The sequence below is a fragment of the Nonomuraea sp. NEAU-A123 genome, assembly GCF_018603905.1.
Classification (GTDB): domain Bacteria; phylum Actinomycetota; class Actinomycetes; order Streptosporangiales; family Streptosporangiaceae; genus Nonomuraea.
In genome coordinates this window covers 314391-335046 of the sequence record NZ_JAHFZZ010000003.1, presented here as the reverse complement: position 1 = coordinate 335046, position 20656 = coordinate 314391, and the positions used below count along the sequence as shown (strand labels likewise).

At 69.5% G+C, this 20656-nt stretch carries 20 protein-coding genes; 9 read left to right on the top strand and 11 right to left on the bottom strand.

Annotated features, from left to right (window positions below):
• The first annotated feature begins 62 nt into the window (after window positions 1-62).
• Complete coding sequence (locus KLK06_RS09765) at window positions 63-659, top strand: TetR/AcrR family transcriptional regulator (RefSeq protein ID WP_214635027.1); 597 nt, start codon at window positions 63-65, stop codon at window positions 657-659.
• Window positions 660-689: 30 nt separating this feature from the next.
• Here KLK06_RS09765 and KLK06_RS09760 read toward each other — a convergent pair whose 3' ends face one another.
• The 6 genes from KLK06_RS09760 to KLK06_RS09735 form a co-directional block, all read right to left on the bottom strand.
• Window positions 690-2093, bottom strand: coding sequence for an LCP family protein (locus KLK06_RS09760; RefSeq protein ID WP_214635026.1), 1404 nt, complete (start codon window positions 2091-2093; stop codon window positions 690-692).
• Between the two features lie 113 nt (window positions 2094-2206).
• The gene (locus tag KLK06_RS09755; RefSeq protein ID WP_214635025.1) at window positions 2207-2473 is read right to left on the bottom strand and encodes a DUF6510 family protein; all 267 of its coding nucleotides are present in this window, start codon (window positions 2471-2473) and stop codon (window positions 2207-2209) included.
• A 1-nt stretch (window position 2474) separates the two neighbouring features.
• Complete coding sequence (locus KLK06_RS09750) at window positions 2475-3200, bottom strand: ferredoxin reductase (RefSeq protein WP_214635024.1); 726 nt, start codon at window positions 3198-3200, stop codon at window positions 2475-2477.
• Window positions 3201-3800 carry a sulfite oxidase-like oxidoreductase gene (locus tag KLK06_RS09745; protein WP_214635023.1) on the bottom strand — a complete coding sequence of 200 codons (600 nt, stop codon included), beginning with the start codon at window positions 3798-3800 and terminating at the stop codon, window positions 3201-3203.
• Between the two features lie 91 nt (window positions 3801-3891).
• Window positions 3892-4548: a response regulator transcription factor gene (locus tag KLK06_RS09740; protein WP_214635022.1), complete on the bottom strand. Its 657-nt coding sequence runs from the start codon at window positions 4546-4548 to the stop codon at window positions 3892-3894.
• Window positions 4545-5771, bottom strand: coding sequence for a sensor histidine kinase (locus KLK06_RS09735; protein ID WP_214635021.1), 1227 nt, complete (start codon window positions 5769-5771; stop codon window positions 4545-4547). Before KLK06_RS09735 ends, KLK06_RS09740 begins: the two co-directional genes overlap by 4 nt.
• Window positions 5772-5935: 164 nt before the next feature.
• Between KLK06_RS09735 and KLK06_RS09730 the strand changes: the two genes are divergently transcribed.
• The 3 genes from KLK06_RS09730 (at window position 5936) to mptB (ending at window position 8744) form a co-directional block, all read left to right on the top strand.
• Window positions 5936-6406: a multicopper oxidase domain-containing protein gene (locus KLK06_RS09730; RefSeq protein ID WP_214635020.1), complete on the top strand. Its 471-nt coding sequence runs from the start codon at window positions 5936-5938 to the stop codon at window positions 6404-6406.
• Between the two features lie 98 nt (window positions 6407-6504).
• The gene (locus KLK06_RS09725; RefSeq protein ID WP_214635019.1) at window positions 6505-7110 is read left to right on the top strand and encodes an STAS domain-containing protein; all 606 of its coding nucleotides are present in this window, start codon (window positions 6505-6507) and stop codon (window positions 7108-7110) included.
• Window positions 7111-7184: 74 nt separating this feature from the next.
• The gene (gene mptB, locus KLK06_RS09720) at window positions 7185-8744 is read left to right on the top strand and encodes a polyprenol phosphomannose-dependent alpha 1,6 mannosyltransferase MptB (protein WP_308168183.1); all 1560 of its coding nucleotides are present in this window, start codon (window positions 7185-7187) and stop codon (window positions 8742-8744) included.
• Here mptB and KLK06_RS59710 read toward each other — a convergent pair.
• Entirely contained in the window at window positions 8626-11325 is a 2700-nt protein-coding gene (locus KLK06_RS59710) for a hypothetical protein (RefSeq protein ID WP_308168182.1), read from the bottom strand. The two genes, mptB and KLK06_RS59710, sit on opposite strands and share 119 nt — an antisense overlap.
• Before the next feature lie 470 nt (window positions 11326-11795).
• Between KLK06_RS59710 and KLK06_RS59705 the strand changes: the two genes are divergently transcribed.
• The 4 genes from KLK06_RS59705 (at window position 11796) to serS (ending at window position 15993) form a co-directional block, all read left to right on the top strand.
• Window positions 11796-13223, top strand: a complete 1428-nt coding sequence (locus KLK06_RS59705) for a glycosyltransferase 87 family protein (protein WP_308168181.1) — start codon at window positions 11796-11798, stop codon at window positions 13221-13223.
• Window positions 13224-13265: 42 nt separating this feature from the next.
• Window positions 13266-13661, top strand: a complete 396-nt coding sequence (locus tag KLK06_RS09700; RefSeq protein ID WP_214635018.1) for a DUF4446 family protein — start codon at window positions 13266-13268, stop codon at window positions 13659-13661.
• A 107-nt stretch (window positions 13662-13768) separates the two neighbouring features.
• Window positions 13769-14689 (top strand): prephenate dehydratase, encoded by a 921-nt coding sequence (gene pheA / locus KLK06_RS09695; protein ID WP_214635017.1) that lies wholly within the window; start codon window positions 13769-13771, stop codon window positions 14687-14689.
• 41 nt (window positions 14690-14730) lie between these two features.
• Window positions 14731-15993, top strand: coding sequence for a serine--tRNA ligase (gene serS, locus KLK06_RS09690; RefSeq protein WP_214635016.1), 1263 nt, complete (start codon window positions 14731-14733; stop codon window positions 15991-15993).
• Window positions 15994-16015: 22 nt separating this feature from the next.
• Here serS and KLK06_RS09685 read toward each other — a convergent pair whose 3' ends face one another.
• Together KLK06_RS09685 and KLK06_RS09680 are read right to left on the bottom strand one after the other, a co-directional pair.
• A complete protein-coding gene (locus KLK06_RS09685) occupies window positions 16016-17539 on the bottom strand; it encodes a hypothetical protein (RefSeq protein ID WP_214635015.1) in 1524 nt (507 codons plus the stop codon).
• Between the two features lie 392 nt (window positions 17540-17931).
• On the bottom strand, window positions 17932-18135 hold the full coding sequence (locus KLK06_RS09680; protein WP_043619750.1) for a cold-shock protein: 204 nt from the start codon (window positions 18133-18135) through the stop codon (window positions 17932-17934).
• Between the two features lie 223 nt (window positions 18136-18358).
• On the opposite strand from KLK06_RS09680, the gene KLK06_RS09675 reads away from it, so the two are divergent.
• Window positions 18359-19165, top strand: a complete 807-nt coding sequence (locus KLK06_RS09675; RefSeq protein WP_214635014.1) for an HAD family hydrolase — start codon at window positions 18359-18361, stop codon at window positions 19163-19165.
• Here the strand turns inward: KLK06_RS09675 and KLK06_RS09670 are convergent.
• Window positions 19156-19668 (bottom strand): bacterial proteasome activator family protein, encoded by a 513-nt coding sequence (locus tag KLK06_RS09670; RefSeq protein WP_214635013.1) that lies wholly within the window; start codon window positions 19666-19668, stop codon window positions 19156-19158. The genes KLK06_RS09675 and KLK06_RS09670 overlap by 10 nt on opposite strands.
• Before the next feature lie 5 nt (window positions 19669-19673).
• Window positions 19674-20630: an NAD(P)H-quinone oxidoreductase gene (locus tag KLK06_RS09665; protein ID WP_214635012.1), complete on the bottom strand. Its 957-nt coding sequence runs from the start codon at window positions 20628-20630 to the stop codon at window positions 19674-19676.
• Between the last annotated feature and the right edge of the window lie 26 nt (window positions 20631-20656).

Here is a 20656-nt window from a genome sequence, read left to right as displayed (position 1 = left end):
TTTCCACCTCCGTATATATACGTACGTCATATACGCTCGTATATATCAGTAGCATAGAACACGTGTCGAGAACAGAGCTCGGTGGATACCGGGAGAGACTCCTGGCCGCAGCCGTCAACTGCCTGCAGGAAAAGGGCTACGCCCGGACGACCGCCCGCGACCTGGTCGCCGCGTCGGGGACCAACCTGGCCTCCATCGGCTACCACTTCGGCGGCAAGGACGCCCTGCTCAACGAGGCGATCGTGAGCGCCTACGAAGCCTGGATCGTCCGCGTGGAGGAGTCGGTCTTCGGCGGTCCGATGGCCGGCCCGAGGGAGATGCTCGAACGCGCCATGGTGGCTCTGGTCGACGTCTTCGCCGAAATGCGCCCGCAACTGGTCCTGGCGGTGGAGGCCTACCCGGCCGCCCTGCGCGAGGACCTGCTGAGAGAGAAACTGGCCGCCGTCTACGCCCGGGCCAGGCAGGCGGGCATCGACATGATCAACAGGGCGGCGGCGGAGCTGGGGGTGCGACTGCCGTTCGCCCCGGACGCCCTGATCTCGGTGCTGATCGCGATCTCGGACGGCCTGATGATCCAATGGCTGCTGGACCCGGAGAGCACCCCGGACGCCCACCAGGTGGTGGAGGCACTGGCCGCGCTGTCGGCCTTCATCGCCTGATCAGGCTCGTCCTGATCAGGACGAGCCTGATCAGGACGCGCACGTGTCGTGAGTGGCGTCGAAGCCCTTCAGCGACTCGGTGTCGTTGGTGGCGAGGGGCTTGGTGCCCTTCCAGTCGTCGCCGAGCACCAGCACCAGCCGGCTGGTCTGCGCTCCCGCGACCAACTTCGTCTTGGAGACGAGCAGGTCCTTCGTCAGGGTCGGGACGCCCGTCTCGCCGTTCGGTCCGTAGAAGACGGTCGTCTTCGCGTACGGCTTGCGGGGCGTGTCGCCGATCTTGGTGATGTGATACCCACGCTGCTCCAGCGCGGCGGCCACCTGCGTGCCGAGACCGCTGCGATAGGTGCCGTTGCGCAGCTCGATCTGCATCTTGGATCTGGACACCTTGGTCTGCCCGCCCTTGACGCCCTGCACGCTCTCGTCCTTGGACACGATCTGGAACAGCTTCCCGGCCTGCGGCTGGACCCACTCCACCCGCCCCGGCTGGGTGAGCGAGTAGTGCCACGGCGTGGTGATGAAGCGGATCTGTCCCGCGTTGAGGCCCTGCAGGCTGACCGCCAGGTCCTTCATGACGCTGGGCGTCAGGCCGGGGTCGGTGGTGACGGCCTTGGTGCCGGCATCGAGGAATCCGAAGAGCTTGGCCGGGTTGGTGAGCGTCTCCCCGCTCATGACCTTCTTCACCATCGACGCGATGAACATCTGCTGACGCTGGATACGCCCGATGTCGGAGCCGTCGCCCAGGCTGTAACGGGCACGGACGTAGCCGAGCGCCTGCTCGCCGTTGACCGTCTGCCGCCCGGCGGCCAGCTTGAGCAGCGCCTTCTTGTCGTCGACCGCCTCGGGCAGGCAGATCTCCACACCGCCCACCGCGTCGACCATGCTCTTGAAGCCGGTGAAGTCGACCTTGACGAAGTGGTCGATGTGGATGTGGGTGAGCGTCTCGATCGTCTTCCAGGTGCAGGCGATGCCGCCGGAGTTGAACGACTCGTTGATCATGCCCAGATGCGGCTGCTGGCCGGTCAGGCCCGTCTTGGCGCGGCAGGCGGGGAGCTGCACCAGCGAGTCGCGCGGGAAGCTGACGACCATCGCGTTGTCCCGCTTCGACGAGACGTGGGCGAGCATGATCGTGTCGGTGCGCTCGCCCGCGATGCGGCGGCCGTACTTGGCGTTCTTGCCGTCGCGCTGGTCGGAGCCGACGATCAGCACGTTCATCGCGGTGCCCGCGACCTTGGGCGGGCGGGTCGCGCCGAGGTCCTCGGCCGTGACGTCGTCGTGCTTCAGGTTGCCGGTCAGCTTGACGATGACGCCTACCGTGACGCCCGCGATCAGCAGCACGACCGTCACCCCGATCGCGATCACCCACCGCAGCCAGCGCTTGCGGCCGCGTGGCGGCGCGTGGGGGGACGGCGGCGCGTCCAGCAGCCCGTTGCTCACATGTCTCCCATGGGACGGGGCCGCGGGCCGCCGCCCATGGCCAAGACCTCCGCCGTACAGATCTCGGCCGGTTGGACGTGCCGAGTGTACTAAGCCGGGTCGTGTGAGATCCGTTATTCGGGCAGTTCCACCCGCAACGACACGGCGCCGCGCAGGTCGAGCCAGGCCGCGCCGGGCCCGCGAACCAGGCGCAGCACGACCTCGTCGCAGCCGGGACAGCGCGCGACCAGCCCGGGTGCGGGGCCGTAGACGCGGAGCGAGGCGACGGGACCGGTCAGCCCGCAGCTCGCGCACCGGCCGACGGCCGCGGTGACGTCCACGGCGAAGATCTCGCCGAGCGGGCCGGCCAGGGCGTTGCCGTCCAGATGTTCGGTGGTCATGTCAGCCTCCGGTCGGGCCGAAGCGTTCGGTCCTGATGTGTTCGGGCGCGTGCCCGAGTGCGAGCAGAAGATCGGCCGCCGCCTCGACGAACCCCGTCGGGCCGCAGACGTAGCACTCCGGCTCGAAGCCGGCGGGCCAGCCGCTTTCGGCCAGGTCGTCCAGCAGGATGCGACCGGCCGGACGCGGCCAGCCGTCCGGGACGGCCCGCGTGTAGAGATAGCCGACGTCGAGCCCGGCGTCGGGGCGGCGCAACTCCTCGGCGTAGTAGCGGCGGCTGGGATCGCGCAGCGAGTACAGCAGCCGGAACGGCACGCGGCTACCCGCCCGGCGGCGCGCGCGGATCATGGCCATCAGCGGGACGATGCCGGAGCCGCCGCCGACCAGCAGCACCGGCGACCTGCTCTCGGGCCGCCAGACGAACCAGCCGCCGACCGGCCCGCGGATCTCCACCTGGTCACCGGGCTCGATGATCTCGGTGAGGTACGGAGAGACCTCCCCGTCGGGCACCCGTTCGACGGTGAGCTCGACCGTGTCGCCGTCGAACGGCGCGGCCACCGAGTAGCTGCGCTGGGTGCTGTAGCCGTCCTCGGCGGTCAGCCGCACGTCCACGTGCTGGCCGGCCAGGTGCCCCGGCCAGCCCGGCACCTGGAAGACCAGTGTGCGGGCACTGTCGGTCTCCTCGCGCAGCCCGGTCAGCCTGGCGGCCCGCCAGGGCAGGCGGCGCACCTAGTCGCCCTCGTAGCGCTGCTCGCGCCACGGGTCGCCGTAGTTGTGGTAGCCGGCGGTCTCCCAGAATCCCGGCCAGTCCTCTTCGAGCAGCCGGATGCCGCGTACCCACTTGGCCGACTTCCAGAGGTACAGGTGCGGGACCAGCAGCCGGGCCGGACCGCCGTGGCGGGGTTCGAGCTCCTCGCCGTCGAACTGGTGGACGATCCACGCCTTGCCGTCGAGCAGGTCCTCCAGGGGCAGGTTCGTGGTGTAGCCGCCGTACGAGTAGACCAGCGCGTACTCGACGGCGGTCTCGATGTTCTCGAACAGCGTGTCGAGCGAGACGCCCCGCCAGCCGGTGCCGAGCTTGGACCACTTGGTGACGCAGTGGATGTCGACCGTCGGCGTCTCCTGCGGCAGCGCCATCAGCTCCGCCCAGGACCATCGGTGGGTCTGTTCGGCCTCGGTGTCGATGGCGAACTCCCACCGGTCCAGCGGGACCCGCGGTGTCGGCCCCGCCGACAGCACCGGGAAGTCGTCGACCAGATACTGGCCGGGCGGCAACCGGTCGTCGTCCTCTCTGCGCCGGCCTCGGAAGCCGCGCGAAATGATGCTCACCGGCACTCCCTTCAGGGATGCGCCAGAGCACGTTCGGATACGCGACGCACCTCGCCTGGCGCTGCTTATGCCCAGTATGTCGCGTGGGGCCCTAGCCCCTTGGCAGGACCAGGCCCGACTCGTACGCGAAGACGACGAGCTGGGCCCGGTCCCGGGCGTGCAGCTTGGTCATGGCCCGGCTGACGTGGGTCTTGGCGGTGGTCGGGCTGATCACCATCTGGGTGGCGATCTCGTCGTTCGACAGCCCCTTGGCCACCAGCGCCGTCACCTCACGCTCCCGGTTGGTGAGGATCTCCAGCCTGGCGGGCGCGGGATTCGGGCGGCGGCCGACGTACTCGCCGATCAGGCGGCGGGTGATCGCGGGCGAGAGCAGCGCGTCGCCTCGCGCGGCCACCCGCACGCCCTGGAGCAGGTCGGTCGGCTCGGTGTCCTTCACCAGGAAGCCGCCCGCGCCCGCCCGCAGCGCGTTGTAGACGTACTCGTCCAGCCCGTAGTTGGTCAGGATCACCACGTGTACGCCGTGGAGCCGCTCGTCGGCGGCGATCCGCCGGGTGGCCTCGATGCCGTCCATCACCGGCATCTGCACGTCCATGAGCGCGACGTCCGGCCGGTGCTCCAGCGCCAGGGTGACGGCCTGCTCGCCGTTGGCGGCCTCGGCCACCACCTCGATGTCGTCCTCGGCGCTCAGCAGGGCGCGGAAGCCCGCCCGGATGAGCGCCTGGTCGTCGGCGAGCAGTACGCGGATCAAGATCGTCCTTCCAAGGGGAGTCCGAGGGGGACGCCCGCGGGGGAGTCGGCGCGGACGGTCGTGGGGAGCGCGGCGGGGAGTTCTGTGGGGAGGCTCACGGGGAGTTCGGCGCGGACGGTGAATCCGCCTTCCGGCCTGGCCTCGGCTCGTAGCCGGCCGCCCAGGGCCGCGACTCGCTCGCGCATGCCCAGAAGCCCTACACCGGGCACGTGGGTCGTGTCCGCGCCGGCCCGGCCGTCGTCGTCGATCTGCACGACCAGCTCGTCCAGGCCGTAGTCGATGCGTACCGCCGCCGACGCGCCGCCCGCGTGCCGCGAGACGTTGGTCAGCGCCTCCTGCACGATCCGGTACGCGGCCCTGTCGACCTCGGCAGGCAGCGACCCGCGCGTACCGGTGATCAGCATCGTGGCGGACAGGCCCGCGGACCGCGCCCGGTCCAGCAGGTCGTCGAGCCGTTCCAAGCCGCTACCCGGCGCCTCACCGGCATCGGCGTCGGGGTCGCGCAGCACCTCCAGCGTCGCCCGCAGCTCGCGCATGGCGTCACCGCTCGCCTCCTGGATGGCCAGCAGCGCCGGGGGCACGTCCTCGCCGCGCTTGCGCGCGAGGTGCACGGCCACGCCCGCCTGCACCTTGATGATCGAGATGCTGTGGGTGAGCGAATCGTGCAGCTCCCTGGCGATGCGCAGCCGCTCTTCTCCCGCCCGCCGCAGGGCGACCTCCTCGCGGGTGCGCTCGGCCTCGGCGGCCCGTTCCTCGACCTGGTGGAGGTACGCCTGCCGGTGCCTGCTCACCGTCGCGGCCACGCCCGCGGCGACGAACCAGCCGATCAGCAGGCTCGTGTTCTGGAGGATGCTCAGGGCGGGCTGGTCGGTGGTGGTGGCCAGGTTCGCCGCCAGGCTGCCGCCGAGGAACACGGCCGCCGCGCCCGCGGCCACCAGCCGATGTCCGGCATTGACCGTCGCGAACACGCTCACAATGACGGGAAAGGCCGCCGTTGGGCCCGGATGCGCCTCGACCGAGAAGACGAGCATGCAGGCCGTACATATCACCAGCGCCACCACCGGCGCCCGGCGGACGAGGAGAAGCGACAGCGAACCGGCTACAACGACGACATAGTCCAGTACGCCCGTGCCCGGCGTCGACAGCGCGACCACCAGCAGCATGACGGTCAGCGCCACCGAGACGGCCGCATCGGCCGCGAACGGCCGCCACCGAGTGCTCATTACTGCACAGTACGGCGTTTCCCGGTCGCCCTCCTCCGCACCAGGTCGGAACCGGCGCTACTCCCTGCGTGGTAGTCGCGCCCGGTCTGCGACCTCACGTCGTAGTCGCAGGTGTCTTCCCCGGCACGACGACCCGGGTGGGGACAGCAGACACCATCTCGGTCATGACACCGAAGTTCCTTCCCCTGCTACGCGTCATGACGGCCGACGACTCGACGATCCCGCGCGTGCTGTCGAACGTGGACCGACTCGACCCGGCGAAAGCCGCCGCGACCAGGGACTTCGACTTCACCAGCGGCACGATGCACGGCGGCGGCGGATGGCTGATCAACGGCAACCCCTTCGACCCCAAGAGGATCGAGGCCAGGCCCAAGCTCGGTGACATCGAGATCTGGCGGCTGACCAGCGACGTCGCCCACCCCGTACGCCTGCACCTGGCGCAGTTCCAGGTGCTGTCGGTCAACGGTGAGCGCCCCGCCGGGCCGCCGGAGTGGAAGGACACGGTTGAGCTGCGCGACGCCCAGACCGTCGAGATCATCACCCGGTTCACCGGTTATCGCGGCCGCTATGTCGTCCACTGCCACAACCTCGAACACGAGGACATGGCCATGATGGCCACCTTCGAAGTCGTCTGACGGGGTGGCGCTGTGATGGCCTTCACCCGTCCGGAACCGTTGGACATGGCGTTTCCCGGGCAGAAGGATAGCGACGCTAGTGGAAGGTGAGTGGGACGATGAGCGCGCGTGCAGTGCGAATCGACACCATCCGACACGTTCATTGCACTGTCCTTCGAGCGAGCGGCGAGCTGGATCACGCCGGTCGGGCGCGTCTGAGCGCGCGCATCCAGGAGGTGTGGGACTGGTCCGACGGGCCCATTCTCGTGTTCGACCTGGCTGACGTGGTGTTCTACGACTCTTCCCTGGTCGGGGCGCTGGCGGTGGCGCTGCAGCGCGTACGGGCCACGCGGAGTGGCCGCATCATCCTGGCGAACCCTCCAGAACGGTTGGTGACCGTTCTGGAACGTACCGGTCTGCTGCGGTACGTGGAGATCCGCGGCGACGTCCAGGAGACGGTGGCGGAGATCGTGCTCGCGGCGGAGCGAAGCCGCCGGGAAGGTGCCGGTGGCGTGCCCATGGGAGGCCGGGCGGGTGCCGGCGGCGTGCCTGAAGCCCGGTCGGGCGTGCCTGAAGCCCGGTCGGGTGACGACGGCGCGTCCGTGGAAGGCCGAGCGGGCTCGGGCAGCGCGTCTCAGGCCGGCTCCGGCGGTGCGTCCGTGGACGGGGGCCTCGATGCGCGGAGCTCTCAAACGGTCCTGCCGTATCTGCCGTATCCGCGGTAGGACGCTCTTTTGAGTTATCCACAGCCTGCTGAGCTCGGGCCTGAGCGTCCTGGCGAGTGTGCTGGAATTTGCGGGTGACTTCGCAGACGCGGCGCGGAAAGGCGCCAGGCCGGCTCGCGCAGCCGGCCACGGCGGCGATCGGCGCCTCGATCCTGCTGACGATCGCCATTGGACTGCTGGGCCCATCCGTCATGGTCCCCGCGCTGAGCGGCCCTGCCTGGCAACCGCCCTACTCCCTGCACCTGGATCCCGGCCCCCACCTCGTGGTGGGCCTCGCCGCGGCCGCGATCGTGCTCGGTGCGCTCGGCTCACTGGGTCTTCTGCTCGCGCTCGCCCGCGCGTCCCCGAGCGGCTTGCTCGCCACCGGTCCACCGGGCGCCGAGCAGTGGTTGCCGGACCCTCGGCTGCTGGTGCGCCTCGGCTGCCTGGCCGCCGCCCTGCTGGCTTTCCTGCCGCCCTCGGGCTCCGGCGACCACCTCAACTACGCCGCGTACGGCCGCATGGTGACGTTGGGCGTCAACCCCTACACCCACGGCGCCGTCGACCTGCCGACCGACCCCATCGCCCGCGCGGTCGAAGCCCCCTGGCAGGAGGAGCCGAGCGTTTACGGCCCGGTGGCGACGGCCGTGCAGGCCCTGGCGAGCTGGATCGGCGGCGACTCGCTCCGGCTGACCATCTTCGTCCTGGCCCTGGTCAACGCGGCCGCGTTCATCGCGACGGGCCTGCTGATCGACCGTTTCACCGAACACGATCCCGCCAGGCGGCTGCGAGCGGCCCTGCTGTGGACGGCCAACCCGCTGCTGCTCTACCAGTTGGTCGCCGGCATGCACATCGACACCCTGGCCATCGCCTGCATGGTCGCCGCCCTCCTGGCCCGGGGCCGCCCGGCCGGCTCCGGGCTCCTGCTCGGCGCCGGCGTGGCGGTGAAGATCAACGCGGGCCTGGTGGCGCTGGGCCCGGCCTGGGAGCTGCGCCGGCGGCCCGCCCGCCTGGCCCTGATGGCGGGCACCGCCCTGGCGATGGTGGTCGTCGGCTACGTGATCGTCGGTCCCGAGGCGATCAGCCCGATGACCCGCACCAGCAAGTCGATCTCGCTGGCCTCGTTCTGGAAACTCGTCCAGGGCTGGCTGCAGTCGATCGTCGGCGAGGGCAGCGCCTACCGGGGCGAGATCCAGATCGGCTCGCTGCTCGTGCTCGCCCTGGTGGCCTGGTCCCTGTTCCGCCTGATGTCCAGACTCCACGCCTCGGGCTCACCGCACCCGCTCGCATCTCCCGGGTCGGCCGGGCTGAGCGCCCCCGTGGTCGCCGTCGTGATCGTCATCGCCTACCTGTTCGCGACGCCGTACATCCTGCCCTGGTACGACGGGCTGGCCTTCGGGGTGCTCGCCCTGGTCGGGGCGTCGGCGCTCGACGGGCTGCTGCTCACGCACCTGCTCATACTCTCCCTCGCCTACCTGCCCGCCCGAGTCCTCGACCACGTCATGCCTCAGGACCTCGACTGGCTCCGTACGATCGTCAGGTCGCAGATCGCCCCGTGGGCACTGATCGCGCTGACCGCTGCTCTGGTGTGGTGGGCGTGGCGAGCTGCAGGGCGCGTACGGAAGCCGCGAGCGTCAACGGCACCGCCACCGTGAGCGCCATGGCCGGGATGGCGATGCCCGAGTCATTGATGAGAAACCCGATGAACGCACACGTGAGCGCCCCGAACAACCCTGCCCGGAGCGTCGGCGCCAGCGCGTACGCCTGACCGAGCGCGGGGGCACCCCAGCGCGACGGCCGATTGAGCACCCAGAAGAGGAACGCGAGCGCGACCAGCGAGAGCAGCGTGAGAGACCAGTTGCCGACGGTGACGCCGATCATCGCGCTGAACTTGCGCCAGATCACCGTCCACGCCTGACCGTCGATGATCTGCTGCACGAAATTGCCCAGGTGAGTGCGCTGCGCCGCCGGCCGCAGCCAGTCGAAGAGGGAGATGCCGCCAATGAGGACACCTCCCGCCACCCCGACCAGCAGCAGCTTCATGATCGAGACCCGCCGGCCGGCCAGCAAGATGAGGAAGACCGCCAACCCGATCACAAAGGCCGGCACCCCACCGAAGTCCGCTCCCCACGACGGCCACCCATCCGCGAACACCGCCAACCCCCCATACGCGCCACACACCAGCACCGTCACAAACCTCGACACCCCCCTCCTGAGCAGCCACTGGGCGACCCCCGCCAGCCCGAGCACGGTCCCCGTCGAGTAAACGGCGAAGGCGATGTTGGAGAACCCGTAGAACCGCCCCCCGGTGACGGGCTCGTACCCGGTCACCGCATTGACCTGCAACGTCGACCCGGTCATGACGTCGACAAGCAGAGCGACGGAGGTGACACCCGCGACCACGGCAAGAGGCCCAAGCACGTGTGCCCGCCACGGCCCCGCGAACGCCAACCCGGTGATCAACCCGGCGATGGCGAGAATGGTCACGATGACGCCGAGCATCGGCGAGGGCAGGGCCCACCACGGCACCAACTGCGCGAGGAACGTGGAGACGGCGATGGCCCCACTGACCACGGCCACAACCTGCACCACCGCCAGCAGCCGAGAAGCACTCGCCGACACCGGCCCGGCCGCTGACGGCCCACCGACACCACTGGCGCCACCGCGAGTCTCCGCAGAGATGTGCCTCGCAGACCCGGCTCCTACAGCAGCCCCAGCCTCGCCGGACGAGATGCCCGCAGATCCGGTTCCAGCGGGCTCGGCTTCTCCGGGCGAGGCGCCCGTTGGTGTGGCTCCGGCGGGTATCGACGCTTCGGATGGGATCGCCGTGGTTCCGGTTTCGGCGGGCGTCGCTTCTTCGGGCGAGATGTCCGTTGGTGTGGATCCGGCGGGTATCGATGCTTCGGATGAGATCCCCGTGGACCCGGCTTCAGCAGCCGCCGTCTTTGCGGACGAGGCCCCCGTGGGCGTGGACTCGGCAGGCGGTGCTCCACCGGGTGAGATTCCCCCAGGCGTGGATCCGGCAGACGTGGGACGGGCGGGAGCGGCACCCTCGATCCCGTCAGCGTTCTCAGGGCCGTTAACGCGCTCAGGAGAGTCGGTGGCCGGGGTGGGAATTTCCGATGTTGTGGATTCCCCAGCGGAGGCGGAGCGGCGACGGCGGCGGAGGGCCAGGGCGGAGAAGGCGTAGAAGACCAACTGGACCGTCACGAACACGGCGAAGAACGGGCCACGAACCTCACGAAGCACCTGGCTGGCCAGATCGCTGTCCGACAGCTCGTTGACCGTGTCGGCGGGTGTGGCCGAGGCCTCCGTGACGTCGCTTTGCCAGGCGCGCCCGACCACCTCGCGGGGCGCCTCCAGGTCCAGCAGTTGGATCACGGTGGCGGTGAGGTCGGTGATCGTGACCAGGGCGTCCTGACGGGTGGAGGTCGCCGTCAGGTAGCCGTGCAGGTACGGCCGGCCGCTCGGGGAGGGGCCGGTGGCGATGGCGACGTGGAGGTGGGGGTTCGTGGTGATGTCGGAGGTGCCCGCCACCAGGACGGTCGTATCGTTCGGCAGCTTGCCGAGCAGGGCGCCGATGCGGCGATCCGCCTGCGCGACGGCGGCCTGTCTCGTGGCGGTGGGGAGAGGGGCCGGCACGCCGTACTCGTCGAGCGGCTGCCGGACCCAGGCGGCGGCGAGGTCGGAGGCGTCCAGGACGATCAGGTTGTACGGAGTGGGGTCGCCGAGCGCCTCCGGCGTATCGACGTATTTGGCGATTTTTCCGGTCGTGTCGGCAGCGCCCAGTGCAGCGCCGGGGCCGATGGCGGCGACCTTGCCGCCCGAGGACGTCACCAGCCCGCCCAGCGTGCCGAGCCGCGCGTCGTACCCGGTCTCGGCCTGGTACGCGACCAGCGCCGACCAGCCCGGAACCGTGGCGCCCTCTCCGGCACTTCGAGGCGCCGGGATCGCAGGACACCCACGCCTGGCCGTACCGGACCGCTGGCCCGCCGACACGGTCAGCCACCCGGCCATCGGGCAGGTGACGCCACGGTCGGGCGGTGGCACAGCACGCGTGGAAAGCGACGCGGAGCCGCCCTGGGCGACCAGCTTCCACAGGTTGGGGGTACGGGCTTCGTCCAGGTCACTCCACTGGAGCCCCGGCACCCCAATAAGGGCCACACGACCGCGCGCGGAGGCCCCCGACTTCCCACGACCGGGCACGGAGGTCTCCGCCTCCACACGACGACGCACGGAGGTCTCTGTCTCTACACGACCGCGCGCGGAGGCGGAGGCGGAGGCGGTGTCCGAACTGGGTGCGAGGGCTGCGAGCAGGGTGGAGGCCGAGGTGTGGGTGGGCGTTGCCGCGGCGGCTGGGCTCGTGTCGAAGAGGGGTGCCAGAACGGTGGTGAGGAGCAGTGCGGCGAGGATGTTTGTGGCCGAGCGGCGACGGAGCAGCGAGGAGAGGATGTGTGTGGTCGAACGGCGGCGACGTGGCGCAGGGCGGCGACGTTCGACGGGCTGGTGGCGTTCCTGTGGGGCCGGGAGGGTGCTGTCGGGGTGCAGGTTCGCGGGGGGCTCTTGAGGGCTCAGATGTGGGGTCGCCGTCAGGGCCGGGCGGGGGTTCGGGGTGGGGGAGGGCGCGCTGAAGGTGGCGTGCGGCATGTGCGGGACCCCCAGTACGACGCGCTCGATCAACAACAGCCACGGTAACGTGCCACACCGTGACAGGTGGCAGGGCGACGACGATCCGGCGGCAGTGGTGGGCTTGGGCGATTGCCGTCCTGGTCATCGTGGTGGCTGTCGCACCGCTGGTGCAGCAGTGGCTGACGAATCCTGACGATCAGCGGCTGGTCGATCTGGATGTGTACCGGACCGGCGGGCAGATGATCCTCCAGGGGCGGCCCGTTTACGAGTTCGCCACGCCCGCGCCTCAGTTGCTGCCGTTCACCTACCCGCCGATCGCGGCGATGCTGGCCGTACTGCTGGCCAAGATGTCCTGGGACACCGCCCAGTGGGTGTGGACCGCCGGGGTCTTCCTGTCGCTCGCCGTCGTGGTGGCGTACTCCTTCAGAGGGGTGCTGGTCGGACGCGGGCCCGGAGGGGGAACGGGAGACGAGCACACGGCCGGGACCGAGGACAGCGCGAACAGCGCGCCGGGGACGGCTGGAGAAGAGCGCGCGTGCGGGATCGACGTGGAGACCGGCTCGTCCACAGAAGCGCCGGTGAAGGACTCCGGCGGCAACGCGGCAGGGCTGGACACGGGCGGCAAAGCGCCAGGGTCAGATGCGGGTGGCGGAACGCTGCGGCAGGGGGTGGCCGGTGGAGGGGTGGAGCGGTACGCGCCGTGGGTCTTTGCCTTCCTTGTGGTGGCCTGCGCCTATCTGATGCCCATTCGGGACCAGGTCCGGTTCGGTCAGGTGGACATTCTGCTGGTCGCGTTGTGCCTGGTCGACTGTGTGGCCAGGCGGCCGTGGTGGCCGCGGGGGTTCCTGATCGGGCTGGCCACGGCGGTGAAGCTCACGCCGGGCGTCTTCCTGATCTATCTGCTGGTGACGCGGCAGTGGCGGACGTTCTTCATGGCGGCGTTCGCCGCGGCGCTGCTCACGCTGCTGCCGTTCCTGGTGATCCCGCACGACGCGGCCGGCTTCTGGTTCTCGGCGCTGTTCGATCCCGAGCGGCTCGGCGCGAACGCCGCCACCACCAACCAGTCGATCCGCGGCATGCTGATCCGCCTCTACATGAACGACACGGTGACGTCCGTGCTCTGGATCGGCCTGGTGGCGGTCGTGGGCTGGTACGGCTTCCGCGGGGCGCGTGACGCGTATCGGGCCAAGGATCCGATGACCGCCGTCGCGCTGGTCGGGCTCATGGCCGTGCTGCTGTCGCCGGTCGCCTGGATCCACCATCTCGCCTGGGTGGTCGTGGTGCTGGGGGCCATCGTGGGTGACGGGCGGGATCCGGTCAGGCTACGGGTCGCCGTGGGGGTCTGGTTGTACTACGTGCTGCCCGTCCCCTGGTGGGGTGTGGCGTTGAAGGTGGCGGGCGTGCCGGTGCTCGACAAGATCGTGCAGGACGGGTTCGGGCTGGGGGCGCTGGGGCTGGTCTGGTTGTTGGTCGCCTGGTTGCCGAAACGGCGCGACCTGGCTTGACAAGTCATTACTCTCTGTTACGTGCTGATTACTGTATGGGTTATGGTGGGTCTCGTTGCCGGGGTGAGTGGCGTCTGCCTCGGCTTTCGGGCGCTCAAGGAGGCCAGGACCGCGCTCGACGAATGCCGGCAGCAATTGGTCCGGCAGACGAGCGAGGGCAAGGGCGATCTCAAGGCCATCCGCGACGTGGCCGTGTGCCGTTACGACGCGCTTGAGGAGATGGCCGGGAGGTTGTCGTTCTCGATCGCGATGATCAACGGGTTGGGCGACGGCATCGTGCTGACCTCGATCAACGGACGGTCCGAGACCCGCACCTATGTGCGGCCGGTGGTGAGCGGCAAGGGGGAGGAGCCGCTGTCGCCGGAGGAGGAGCAGGCGGTGCGAGCCGCCCGGCTGGGTCACGGCCCGCTGATAGACGCTCAGGCGGGCCGGTGGTGAAGAGGGCTCGGCTGCGAGAACTGCGAGACTTCCGTGCGAGTACTGCGAGATTTCCGGGTGAGTAAAGGTTCACACGCCACCCGGTAACCTGCGGATACTCTGTATGCATGCCCAGACTCGCCTATCTCGGACCGGAAGGCACCTTCACCGAAGAGGCCCTGCGACTCCTGGAGCCCGAAGCCGACCGTCTGCCCTGTGCCAACGTCGCCGCCGCCCTGGCCGCCGCCCGCAACGGCGAGGCCGACGGCGCGGTCGTCCCGCTGGAGAACTCGATCGAGGGCGCGATCACCACGACCCTCGACGAGTTCGCCTGGGGAGAGCCGCTGCTGATCACGGCAGAGCTGCTGCTTCCCGTGCGCTTCTCGCTGCTGGCCAGGCCCGACACCGAGATCGTGCACATCAAGCGGGTCTACACGCATCCGGCGGCCATCACGCAGTGCCGCGCGTTCTGCGCCCGCGAGCTGCCCGACGCGGTCGTGGTGGCGGCGCCGTCGACGGCCGCCGCGGCGCAGGAGGTCTCGCTGCCCGGCTCACCGTACGACGCGGCCATCGCCGCGCGCATCGCGGGCGAGCACTACGGGCTGGTGGAGCTCGCCGACGACATCGGCGACCGCAACGACACCGTGACGAGGTTCGTACGGGTGAGCCGTGCGGGCGCGCTGCCCGCGCCGACCGGCACCGACCGCACCACGCTCGTGGTGTTCCTGGCCGACGACCACCCGGGCGCGCTGCTGGAGATGCTGACGGAGTTCTCGGTACGCGGGGTCAACCTGACCCGCATCGAGTCGCGGCCGACCGGCGACGGCATCGGCCGCTACTTCTTCCACTTCGACTTCGAGGGCCACGTCGCCGACGCCCGCGTCGGTGAGGCCATTTCCGGTCTGCATCGCATCTGCGACGAGGTGCGCTTCCTGGGCAGCTACCCGCGTGCCGACGGCGTCGCTCCGCAGATCAAGAAGGGCACGGCCGACCCGGAGTTCGCCGAGGCAGGAGACTGGCTGGCCCGAATCCGGGCCGGACGCGTCTAATCCGGAGGCGGGCGGTCACCGGGCGCCGGTAGCCTTTATCCGTGATTGACCTGCGTACCCTTCGTGAGCATCCCGACCGGCTACGGGCCTCGCAGCGTGCCCGCGGCGAGGACGACTCCATCGTCGACACGCTGCTCGACCTCGACGAGCGCCGCCGCGCCGCGCTGACCTCGTTCGAGTCCCTGCGCGCCGAGCAGAAGAGTCTGGGCAAGTCGGTCTCCAGGGCGCAGGGCGAGGAGAAGGCCGGGCTGCTTCAGCGGGGCAAGGACCTGGCCGGCCAGGTCAAGACCGCCGAGGCGGAGGCCGAGACGCTGGGCGCCGAGCTCGACGAGCTCGTGCAGTCGGTGCCCAACATCGTCGACGAGGACGCGCCACACGGCGGCGAGGACGACTACGTCGTGCTCGAAACCCATGGCGAGCCCCGCGTGTTCGACTTCGAGCCGAAAGACCACCTGGAGCTGGGCGAACAGCTCGGCGCCATCGACATGGAGCGCGGCGCCAAGGTGTCCGGCTCGCGGTTCTTCTTCCTCAAGGGCGTCGGCGCGCGCCTGCAGCTCGGCCTGCTCAACATGGCCATGCAGCAGGCGATCGCCAACGGGTTCACCCCGATGATCACTCCGGTGCTGGTCAAGCCGGAGACCATGCAGGGCACCGGCTTCCACGTGGCCCACGACAAGGAGATCTACCGCCTCCCCGAGGACGACCTCTACCTGGTCGGCACCTCGGAGGTGGCGCTGGCGGGCTACCACGCCCAGGAGATCCTCGGCGGCGACGAGCTGCCGCTGCGCTACGCGGGCTGGTCGTCGTGCTTCCGCCGCGAGGCCGGCTCGTACGGCAAGGACACCCGGGGCATCATCCGGGTCCACCAGTTCGACAAGGTGGAGATGTTCTCCTACGTACGGCCCGAGGAGGCGCGCGAGGAGCACCAGCGGCTGCTCGCCTGGGAGCGGGACATGCTCGCCAAGATCGAGGTGCCCTACCGCGTCATCGACACGGCGGCGGGCGACCTCGGGATGTCGGCGGCCCGCAAGTTCGACTGCGAGGCGTGGATCCCCACCCAGGGGCGCTACCGCGAGCTGACCTCCACCTCCAACTGCACCGAGTTCCAGGCCCGCAGGCTGGGCGTCCGTTACCGCGACAAGGACGGCAAGCCCCAGCACCTGGCCACGCTCAACGGCACGCTGGCGACCACCCGCTGGATCGTCGCGATCCTGGAGAACCACCAGCAGGCCGACGGCTCGGTAGTGGTCCCCGAGGCGCTGCGCCCCTACGTCGGCCTCGACGTCCTGGAGCCGTCCAAGTAGCAGACCGCCCCGGCTCAAGCGGCTAGTGGCTTGAGCCGGTCACGGTGGTGTCGGCCATCCGGGGGCGGGTCGCGTGTCTGATGAGCGCGGCGCTCGCCGCCACCACACCCGCGGTCAGCACGACGGCGAGCACCACCGCCACGCCGTACGAGTCCGGCACCCCCCGCGCCCAGCCGTAGAAGGGTATGTACACGGTCGCGTACACCAGCGGCGCCGCCCCGAAGCCGACGGCCACCGCCACACCCCTGGCCGGCCCGGCGATGGCGAGGCCGAGGCACACCAACGCCCCGAGCAGCATCATGACGAAGCCCGTGACCAGGCTGATCGGATCGATGCCCCACACCATCGACGTGTCGCTGCCCGAGTCGAGCATGGCGTACAGGCCCGTACACCCCACCAACGCGGAAACGGCGTAGACGCCGCTGAGCCGCCGCAACCCCGCCCCGGCGGCGGCGAACAGCATCAGGGCGGCCAGAATCAGCGCCACGCGCTCCTCGGGATCGATGTTCACCTCGTCGTCCGCAGGGGTCGCCAGCGGCTCCGGCCATCTCTGCCGCCGCCACGTCCCGGCGACGTCCCGTACGAGCACGCCGTCGAGCCCGTTGGCGACGACCACGACATGCCCTCCGGGCCGAGCCTGTACGGCCAGCGCGCTCAGCGCGGCCATGGAGCTCGTGTCGCGCCGCCTGGCCGACCTGTCGTCCTCCGGCCGGCTCCAGGAGTCCCGCCACGTCTTGCCTCCGTCGTCGGACTCGGCGACCGCCGGCCGCTCGGGAAGCACGTGGTAGCACCGCTGCGGCTGTCCGGGCACGCAGGCGGCGGTCTGGGGCGACCGCACCGGCCTCCCGTAGTAGGCGGACCAGGTGACCCCTCCGTCCACGGAGGACATCCCGGTCAGAGCTCTCGGACCGCCGCCGCGCACCAGCACGACGATCCGATCCCCGTCCACCTGTACGGAATCCCGATCCCCGTCGACCCGTACGGAAGAGACCTCGCCAGGCGGCGACTCGGCAGCCGTCGCCGCCACAGCGAACACCGCCAGCGGCACGACGACCACCACCCGCCATCGCTCCCCGAACCCCGTCAGACGCCACGGGAGTCCAGCGAGACGCCCCGAGAACGCGACCAGGCGCCCTGAGAGCCCGGAAAGGCGCCGGAGTCTGGCCGGGGGCCGCAGAGGCGCTCTTGGACGCTCTGGGAGCGCTGCCGGACGCGCGGAGATGCTCCTCCGGCGGGCCCACCAGGCCAATCCGAGCGCGGGCGACGCGAGCAGATCCGTGGGATCGGCCAGGACCCGCGATGGCCCGGCCACCAGACTCCACACCTGGGAGGCCCACTCAGCCCCCGCGTCCGTCGCCTTCACGAGCACGAACAGCACCCCGGTGCCCAGCACGGCCCCGAGATCGGCCCGGCGAGCGAGGACCAGCGCCACCAGAGGCGGCGCCACGACGAGTCCGGCCACGTCACTGAGCTTGCCGGTGACGAATCCGGGCCAGACCTGCTTGAACAGGTGGTCGTTGAGCAGCAGCACGAACACCGCGACCAAGGTCGCAGGGTGACACAACCACGCGTACCTCATATATCGGTCGATGGTTGTGGAAGATCGATGGTTCGAGGGCTATGTGAGTTGAGTCACACCTGTGACCGATCTGTCACCACTGTTCGCGGCGCGCGTAACGGCGTCCGGCCCTGTGCGGGGTCAGCGGGCGTATTCCTGGAGGCCCCCGGCCCTGGTCGGCGGGTGGCGGGTTCCCGATGCTTGCCGTACAAGAAATGTTCGCAGGCACGAGACGGGGGCTATCGCGGTGGCCGGGCTTTTGACGGACGATCAGCCGTGCACGGAGAGTGACATGTTCTGGAACGACGTACGGTCCGCCCAGAGACGCGAAAGACCGAGGCCCGCTGGAAGCGAACCCCGGTCTGTCTCGCTGCTACAGGTCAGATGGCACGGACCTGGGAGGCCTGCGGCCCCTTCTGTCCCTGCGTGATCTCGAACTCGACCCGCTGGCCGTCTTCAAGGCTGCGGTAGCCGTTGCCGACGATCTCGGAGAAGTGCACGAACACGTCCGGCGCACCGCCGTCCGGGGCGATGAAGCCGAAGCCCTTCTCGGCGTTGAACCATTTGACGGTTCCCTGAGCCATAAAAGCTCTCCCTCAGGATGTGAATCTATGGGACCCGCACCTCGCGAGTCCCGGTGTGTCGTACAGCAAGCACCCGGGGTGGCTCAGACAAAGTCATGCTGGTTTTCACTACGGGATCAGCTAATACAACGCCATCACATCTAACACCATTCTGGCGCGTTGGTGTTCCCCTCCCTAGGAAGATTTCTGGCCGGCGGCATGACCGGGCAAACTGGAACGTGTTATGCGAACCCTTGCAGCGCCGCGCCTAGTGGCCACCGACCTCGACGGAACCGCTCTACGCACCGACGGAACCGTCTCTCCCCGCACGGCCGCGGCGTTCGCCAGAGTCGAGGAGACTGGTGCCGTCCTAGTGTTCGTCACGGGCCGTCCACCTAGATGGATGAGCAGTGTGGCGGGTGCGGTGCGTCACCGAGGGTTGGCAATCTGTGCAAACGGTGCGTTGATCTACGATCTGCATACCGAACGGATAGTGGAATCTCACCTCATCGCGGTCGAGGTACTGGAGCAAGTCGTCTCTCAGCTAAGAGCGAACGTGCCCGAACTCGCATTTTCGGTCGAGTATGAAGGTGGTTTTGCGCATGAGTCCGATTTCCCACTCGGCGGATGGGACAGCAAGGCCATCGGCGGCCTTCGCGTGGGCGCGGCGACACTGACCTCGCGGCCCTGCGCCAAGCTGCTGGCTCTGCACCCGGACATGGCTCCGGACCCGCTGCACGAGGCCGTGCACGGGCTCGTGGGGCACCTGGTGACCGCCACGCACTCCAGCGGCAGAGGGCTGATCGAGATGAGTGCGCACGGTGTGACGAAGGCCACCGCCCTGGCCGCGCTCGCCGAACAGTATGAGATCAAGCCATCACAAGTGGTGGCGTTCGGTGACATGCCAAACGACTTGCCGATGCTCACCTGGGCAGGCACGTCCTACGCGGTCGCCAACGCGCACCCCGCCGTGCTGGCCGCCGTGGACCATGTGACGGCGGCCAACAACGAGGACGGGGTCGCGCGCGTACTCGAGCAGCTCTACAGGTAAGGGCCCGAGCCGCCGGGCGGCCGCTGCATGTCGTCGTGGGGCACGCCGGGCAGCGCCCTGCGCATCTGCTCCAACTGGGCACGCGCCGCCATCTGTTGCGCGAACAGCGTCGTCTGGATGCCGTGGAACAAGCCCTCAAGCCATCCCACGAGCTGGGCGTGCGCGATGCGCAGCTCGGCCTCGCTGGGCGGGGTGCCGTTCTCGTCGGTGAAGGGCAGCGACAGTCGCTCCAGCTCGTCGACGAGTTCGGGCGCCAGGCCGTCCTCGAGCTCCTTGATGGAGGACTCGTGGATCTCCTTCAACCGCTTACGGCTGGCCTCGTCCAGAGGAGCCGCCCGGACCTCTTCGAGAAGCTGCCGGATCATGCTGCCGATGCGCATCACCTTGGCGGGCTGTTCGACGAGGTTCGTGACCGATCGCTCGTCTTCGCCGCTATCGCCCTGACCTTGGAAGTCCGGGCCCACCACCACGATGTGGGGGGTGTTGTTGTCCTCAGCATTCATAGCACTCACCGTACTAGCAGGATTTTGCCTATGTGCTCTCCCGATTCCAACAATCGGTGAGCCTCCGCGGCCTGCGCCATCGGCACCTCCGCGTACACCACGGGCCGCACCGCCCCGGCACTGACCAATGGCCACACGTTGTCGACGACGCCGCGCACGATGACGCCCTTCTCGTCGACCGGGCGAGCGCGCAGCGTGGTGCCGTGGACGGCCGCTCGCTTGGTGAGCAGGGCGCCCAGATCGAGCTCGGCCTTGGCGCCGCCCTGCAGTCCGATGATCACCAACCGGCCGCCCGTACGGAGTGCCCGGATATTTCTGGACAGGTATTTGGCGCCCATGATGTCGAGGATCACATCGGCCGTCACCCGCTCGGCGAAGTCCTCCTCGTGATAGTTGATCGCCTCGTCGGCGCCCAGCTCCTTGAGGCGGCTCAGCTTCGCCTCCGACCCGGCCGTCGTGACGACCCGTGACCCGAACGCCTTGGCCAACTGGATGGCGAACGTCCCGATTCCGCTCGCCCCGCCGTGCACCAGCAGCGTCTCGCTGCGCCGCAGCCGCGCGGTCATGAACACGTTGGACCACACCGTGCACGCGACCTCGGGCAGCCCGGCCGCCTCGACCAGCGTCACGCCTTCGGGAACGGGCATGACCTGCTGCCACGGCACGGCCACCCGCTCGGCGTAGCCACCCCCGGCCAGCAGCGCGCACACTTCGTCACCCGGAGTGAAATGTTCCACGTCCTCGCCGATCTCGACCACGACGCCCGAAGCCTCCATCCCCGGGTACGGGGGCGCGCCGGGCGGCGGATCGTAAAATCCCTGACGCTGGTGGACGTCGGCCCGGTTCAGCCCGGCGGCCGTCACCTCGATGAGGACTTCGCCCCGCTCAGGACGTGGATCCGACACCTCACGCCACTCCAGAACCTCTGGCGGTCCCGGCTTGGTGATCTCGATGGCTCGCATGCGAACCACCGTAGCCGGGCAAGGAA